This is a genomic window from Bradyrhizobium sp. STM 3809 (assembly GCF_000239795.1).
GTDB lineage: Bacteria > Pseudomonadota > Alphaproteobacteria > Rhizobiales > Xanthobacteraceae > Bradyrhizobium.
In genome coordinates this window covers 1-5,386 of record NZ_CAFJ01000703.1, presented here as the reverse complement: position 1 = coordinate 5,386, position 5,386 = coordinate 1, and the positions used below count along the sequence as shown (strand labels likewise).

The 5,386-nt window shown below is 64.9% G+C and carries 5 protein-coding genes; 4 read left to right on the top strand and 1 reads right to left on the bottom strand.

Going from position 1 to position 5,386, the window contains the following annotated elements; genetic code table 11:
- Positions 1–74: 74 nt before the first annotated feature.
- Positions 75–917, bottom strand: a complete 843-nt coding sequence (locus tag BRAS3809_RS30825; protein WP_008965934.1) for an SDR family NAD(P)-dependent oxidoreductase — start codon at positions 915–917, stop codon at positions 75–77.
- A 29-nt stretch (positions 918–946) separates the two neighbouring features.
- Here BRAS3809_RS30825 and BRAS3809_RS37670 point away from each other — a divergent pair, with 29 nt between their 5' ends.
- The 4 genes from BRAS3809_RS37670 to BRAS3809_RS30810 all read left to right on the top strand — a co-directional run bounded on the left by BRAS3809_RS37670 (position 947) and on the right by BRAS3809_RS30810 (position 5,378).
- Positions 947–1,078 carry a hypothetical protein gene (locus BRAS3809_RS37670; RefSeq protein WP_008965933.1) on the top strand — a complete coding sequence of 44 codons (132 nt, stop codon included), beginning with the start codon at positions 947–949 and terminating at the stop codon, positions 1,076–1,078.
- A 26-nt stretch (positions 1,079–1,104) separates the two neighbouring features.
- Complete coding sequence (locus BRAS3809_RS30820; protein WP_008965932.1) at positions 1,105–2,073, top strand: sensor histidine kinase; 969 nt, start codon at positions 1,105–1,107, stop codon at positions 2,071–2,073.
- A gap of 190 nt (positions 2,074–2,263) precedes the next feature.
- A complete protein-coding gene (locus BRAS3809_RS30815; RefSeq protein WP_008965931.1) occupies positions 2,264–4,042 on the top strand; it encodes a putative bifunctional diguanylate cyclase/phosphodiesterase in 1,779 nt (592 codons plus the stop codon).
- Positions 4,043–4,184: 142 nt separating this feature from the next.
- A complete protein-coding gene (locus BRAS3809_RS30810) occupies positions 4,185–5,378 on the top strand; it encodes a substrate-binding domain-containing protein (protein WP_008965930.1) in 1,194 nt (397 codons plus the stop codon).
- Positions 5,379–5,386: the final 8 nt, after the last annotated feature.

Genomic DNA, 5,386 nt, shown 5'->3' with positions numbered 1-5,386 from the left:
TGACGACGTGGAGAGAGCGGGGCAAACTCCAACCTTCCGTGAGTGCGGCAGATGGTGCTCGAAACGGTGATCTCCTACTCCACCGCATCCCCGAGCAGCTTGCGCATCGCCGCATAGCCCTGCTGCTGCTGGCTCCAGTTGCGGCCGCCGGTGATGGCGCCGTCGATGACGAGATCGTGGCCGTTGATGAAGCTGGACTCGTCGCTGGCGAGGAAGACAGCGGCATGCGCGATGTCGTCGGGCAGGCCGGCGCGCGGGATCGGCTGCGCGGTGGCGTAGGCGCTGCGGATCGTCTCCGGCGTCCTCTCCGCCGCCTCGGTCGACAGGCCCAGCGCCTTGCCGAAGATTCCGGTGGCGATCAGTCCGGGCGAGATCGAGTTGACGCGCACGCCGGACTCACCGAGCTCCATCGCGACGCATCTGGTGAGATGGATCACAGCGGCCTTCGCCGTGCTGTAGACGACCGAGGTCGAGTAGCCCGCGAGCCGTCCCGCGATCGAGCCGTTGTTGATGATGCTGCCCGCGCCTTGCTTCTTCATGTGAGGCGCCGCATACTTCATCCCGAGCATCACGCTGCGCACCAGCACCGCCATCGCCTGATCGAACCGAGCCGCATCGAGACCCTCGATGCCGCCGGTCTGCGCCGGGCCGCCGGCATTGTTGAACAGACAGTCGAGACGGCCGAACCGGTCGACGGCGAGATCGATCAGCGCGCGCATCTGCGCGTCGACGGTGACGTCCGTCTGGCGGAATACGCATTTCGTACCGAGACGAGCGGCCAGTGCTTCGCCCTCGACGTTGCGGCGGCCCGCGGCGATCACCGTCGCGCCTTCGGCGACGAAGATCTCCGCGGTGCGCAAGCCGATGCCGCTGGTGGCGCCCGTGATCACCGCGACCTTGCCGTCCAATCGTCCCATGGCCCGATCCTCCTTTTGAGCTGTTTGACATGTTCTATTTGTTGGCGCGCGCCGAGCAGCAACCGGAGTTCCGCCACGGAACCATCATCGGGCGCACCGAATTGCAACACAAGCGCGGCAACTTCCGGCAACCGGACAAATTACCGCCACGCCGGCCTTAATTTGGTTGCGCACCTGAGGCTCATGGATGTCCATGACGCGACTCATCGAGGACATCAAGCAGGTCTGGCGCGGCGAGCGGCAGGCCACTCTGGCCTGGAGCTGCATCTTTGCAATCCTCTGCCTGGCGATCGCGACGGCGATCCGATTCGGCATGGCGCAGATCCGTCCCGACATCTTCTTCACGCCCTATATCCCGGCGGTGTTCTTCGCCACCGCGATCGGCGGATCAGGTGTCGGCCTCGCCACCGCGATCCTCGGCGCGGCGCTGGGGCTGGCGCTGGATTTCGGCGGCGGCCCGGCCGATGGCGCACGGCTCGCGCTGATGGCGATGTACCTGGTGGCGGCCGCGCTGGTGATCTGGGGCGTCAGCCATTATCGCGGTCTCGCCCTCAAGCAGCGCGAGATCGCGCGGCGCCTCACCGAGGAAGAGCAGTATCGCAAGCTGCTGCTCGACGAATTGCACCACCGGCTCAAGAACAAGACCTCCACGATTCACGCCGTGCTGCACCAGGTGCTTTACGACCAGCCGCAGGTCTGGAGTCGCATCGACCAGCGCCTTCGCGCGCTGGCGACCGCCGACGATCTGATCGCGCGCGCCGACGGACAGGGCTGCGACCTCAAGGACCTGCTGATGTCGGAGCTCGGGCCGTACGACCATGTGCGCTTCGACCTCAACGGCGATCGGCTGTTCCTCCCAGCCAAGCTCGCGGTCAGCCTGGCGCTGATCTTCCACGAGCTCGCCACCAACGCCGGAAAGTATGGCGCCTTCGCCTCGCCGCGCGGCTTCCTGCAGGTCTCCTGGACCATCCAGGACGACCGGCTCAAGCTGACCTGGGACGAGACCGAGGGGCCGCCGGTCGGCGAGGTCGGCAAGCCCGGCTTCGGCACCAAGCTGCTGAAGGCCGCCTTGTCGTCGTTCGACGGCGGGACCGACACGACGTTTCTCCCGACCGGAATCCACTGCACGATGCAATGCCGCGTGCCGCCGAGTTGAGGCGACGGCGGCGAGGCGGTCCGGCCTTCGACTTTCGCCGCATGCGCGCAGCCGGGTGCTCCGGCAAATTGAGGATCCGTTAATGACGCTGCGGCACAAAGCTCCGCATTTTCCGCAACTTGGCCTTGGAGCCCCGTGTTTCTACGTAACGCTTAACTAAAATGAAGCGGGAACTTCGCACAATCGGCGCATGTACAGCAGCGACCGATTCAACTTTTCACCCGACAAAAACGACGGGCTGGATGCGACCGAGGCCGAGCTGCGCTTCCTGCGCGGCGTCCTCAGTCAGCTGCCGTCCGGCGTCACGGTGCAGGACGAGCACGGCCGCTTTCTCCTCGTCAACGATGCCGCCGCCGTCCAGCTCGGCGCCGCCGCCAACAGCGCCGACGGATTGTCGTCACCGCATCTCGACGGCAGGCGGAGCGCTTGCCGCGACATCATCGGCCGGGGGCGCACGGTGATCGGCGAGGAAAAGGTCGCTGGCGAGCGCGGCCCGCAGACGCTGCTGACGGCGCACCGGCCGACCCGCATCGGCGACCGCACCGTCCTGATCTCGAGCTCGGCCGACATCTCCGAGCAGAAGGAGTTCGAGGACCAGCTGTTCCGCGCCGCCTATTATGACGAGCTGACCGGCCTGCCGATGCGCCGCGTCGTCGAGCATCGCGCCGACAATCTGGTCCGCCGCGGCCGCGTCGAGGGGCGCTTCGCGCTGGCCTTCCTCGACCTCGACAATTTCAAGTACATCAACGACTATTATGGCCACGCCACCGGCGATGCGCTGCTGATCGAGTTCGCGAAGCGGATCAGCCGCGACCTGCGCGAGTCCGACCTTCTGTCGCGCATCAGCGGCGACGAGTTCCTGCTGCTGCTGCATCCGATCGAGCGCGCCGAGGAGGTGGCCGAGTTCCTGCAAGCGCTGCTCGAGCGGCTCAACGCACCGTTCTTCATCGATGGCGCCGAAGTCTTCGCCTCCGCCTCCGTCGGAGTCAGCCTGTATCCCGAGCATGGCGCGAGCTACGACGTGCTGCGCCAGAACGCCGATCTCGCGATGTACCGCGTCAAGAACGGCGGCAAGGGCACGCTGGCGTTCTTTTCCAGCGCGATGGAGCACGAGGCGCTGGCGCGCATGAAGGTCGAGCAGTCGCTGCGGCTCGCGATCCTCGAGAAGCGCTTCTGCTGCGCGTTCCAGGCCAAGGTCGATATCCGCACCGAAGAGATCAAGGGCATCGAGGCGCTGGTGCGGCTGCGCGACAATGAAGGCGTGATCCAGGCGCCGGGCGCCTTCATCAATCTCGCGGTCGAACTCGGGCTGATCGACGAGCTCGCGCATCTCGTGCTCGACGAGATCGTCAAATCGATCGACCTGATCAACGAGACGTTCGGCCACGAGGCGACGATCAGCATCAACGTCGCCGCCAAGCAGGCGTCGAACCCGGAGTTCATGGAGCCCTTTGCCCGGGCGCTCGAGGCCACCGGCTTCCCGAAGCGCTTCATGGTCGAGGTCACGGAAGACGCGTTCGTGACCCGCAGTCATTTCCAGGACGAGATCGTGCCGCTGTTGCGCGGCATCGGCGTCGGCATCTCGATCGACGATTTCGGCATCGGTTATTCGTCGCTGTCGGCGCTCGCCGACATCACCGCCGACGAGATCAAGATCGATCGCTCCTTCATCACGGACATCCACAAGCGGCCGCGCAGCCAGGGCATCCTGCGCGCGATCGAGTCGCTGAGCGAGGCGCTCGGCATGACCGTCATCGCGGAAGGCATCGAATCGTTCGAGGAGCTCGCCTATCTGCAGGCGGCGACCAAGATCCGTTACGCCCAGGGCTACTACTTCTCGCGGCCGATCTTCCTCGAGGAGCTGAAGCCGGCGATCCCGATTGCAAGCGAAGCGCGCATCAGCCTCGCCAGTCGCGCTGTGCAGGAAAATCGCCAGGCTTATGCGCGCAGCAGCCGCTATCGACGGTGAATCCTGCGGCGAGAGAGAGGAGCAGGTTCATCAGCACAAAGTATGATCGCTCCCCGCCTGCCTCCGAAACTGCCTTGACCCGGCCAGAGCCTGCACACTATCAGTTGCAGGTAACAGCCGCCGGTAGCTGGGAGGAAGGCTCTTGAAAACGTCACATATATTCAAAGGCATTGTTTCATCACTGACTGCAGCCCTGCTGGCCACCGCCGCCCAGGCCGACGATCTGAAAATCGCTCTCATCTACGGCAAGACGGGCCCGCTGGAGGCTTATGCCAAGCAGACCGAAGCGGGCCTTCGCCTCGGCTTCGAATATGCCACCAAGGGCACCAACATGATCGACGGTCGCAAGATCGTCATCATCACCAAGGACGACCAGGGCAAGCCCGATCTCTCCAAGGCCGCTCTGTCGGAGGCCTATCAGGATGACGGCGCCGACATCGCCATCGGCACGACCTCCTCGGCCGCGGCGCTCGCGGACCTGCCGGTCGCCGAGGAGAACAAGAAGATCCTGATCGTCGAGCCCGCGGTGGCCGACCAGATCACCGGCGAGAAGTGGAACCGCTACATCTTCCGCACCGGCCGCAACTCCTCGCAGGACGCGATCTCCAACGCGGTCGCGATCGGCAAGCCCGGCGTGACGGTCGCCACGCTGGCGCAGGACTACGCTTTCGGCCGCGACGGCGTCGCCGCGTTCAAGGAAGCGCTCGCCAAGACCGGCGCGACGCTCGGCGCCGAGGAATATGTGCCGACCAGCACGACCGACTTCACCGCCGTCGGCCAGCGCCTGTTCGACGCCTTGAAGGACAAGCCGGGCAAGAAGATCATCTGGGTGATTTGGGCCGGCGCCGGCGATCCCTTGACCAAGCTGCAGGACATGGATCCGAAGCGCTATGGCATCGAGCTGTCGACCGGCGGCAACATCCTGCCGGCACTCGCCGCCTACAAGCGGCTGCCGGGCATGGAAGGCGCCACCTATTATTATTATGACATTCCCAAGAACCCCGTGAACGACTGGCTGGTGGCCGAGCACCAGAAGCGCTTCAACGCGCCGCCGGATTTCTTCACCGCGGGCGGCTTCTCCGCGGCGATGGCCGTCGTCACCGCCGTGACCAAGGCGAAGTCGACCGACACCGAGAAGCTGATCGCGGCGATGGAGGGCATGGAGTTCGATACGCCGAAGGGCAAGATGATCTTCCGGAAAGAAGATCACCAGGCGCTGCAAAGCATGTATCACTTCCGCGTCAAGGTCGATCCGAACCTCGCCTGGGCCGTCAACGAACCGGTGCGCGAGATCAAGATCGAGGACATGACGGTCCCGATCCGCAACAAGCGCTGACGATGATA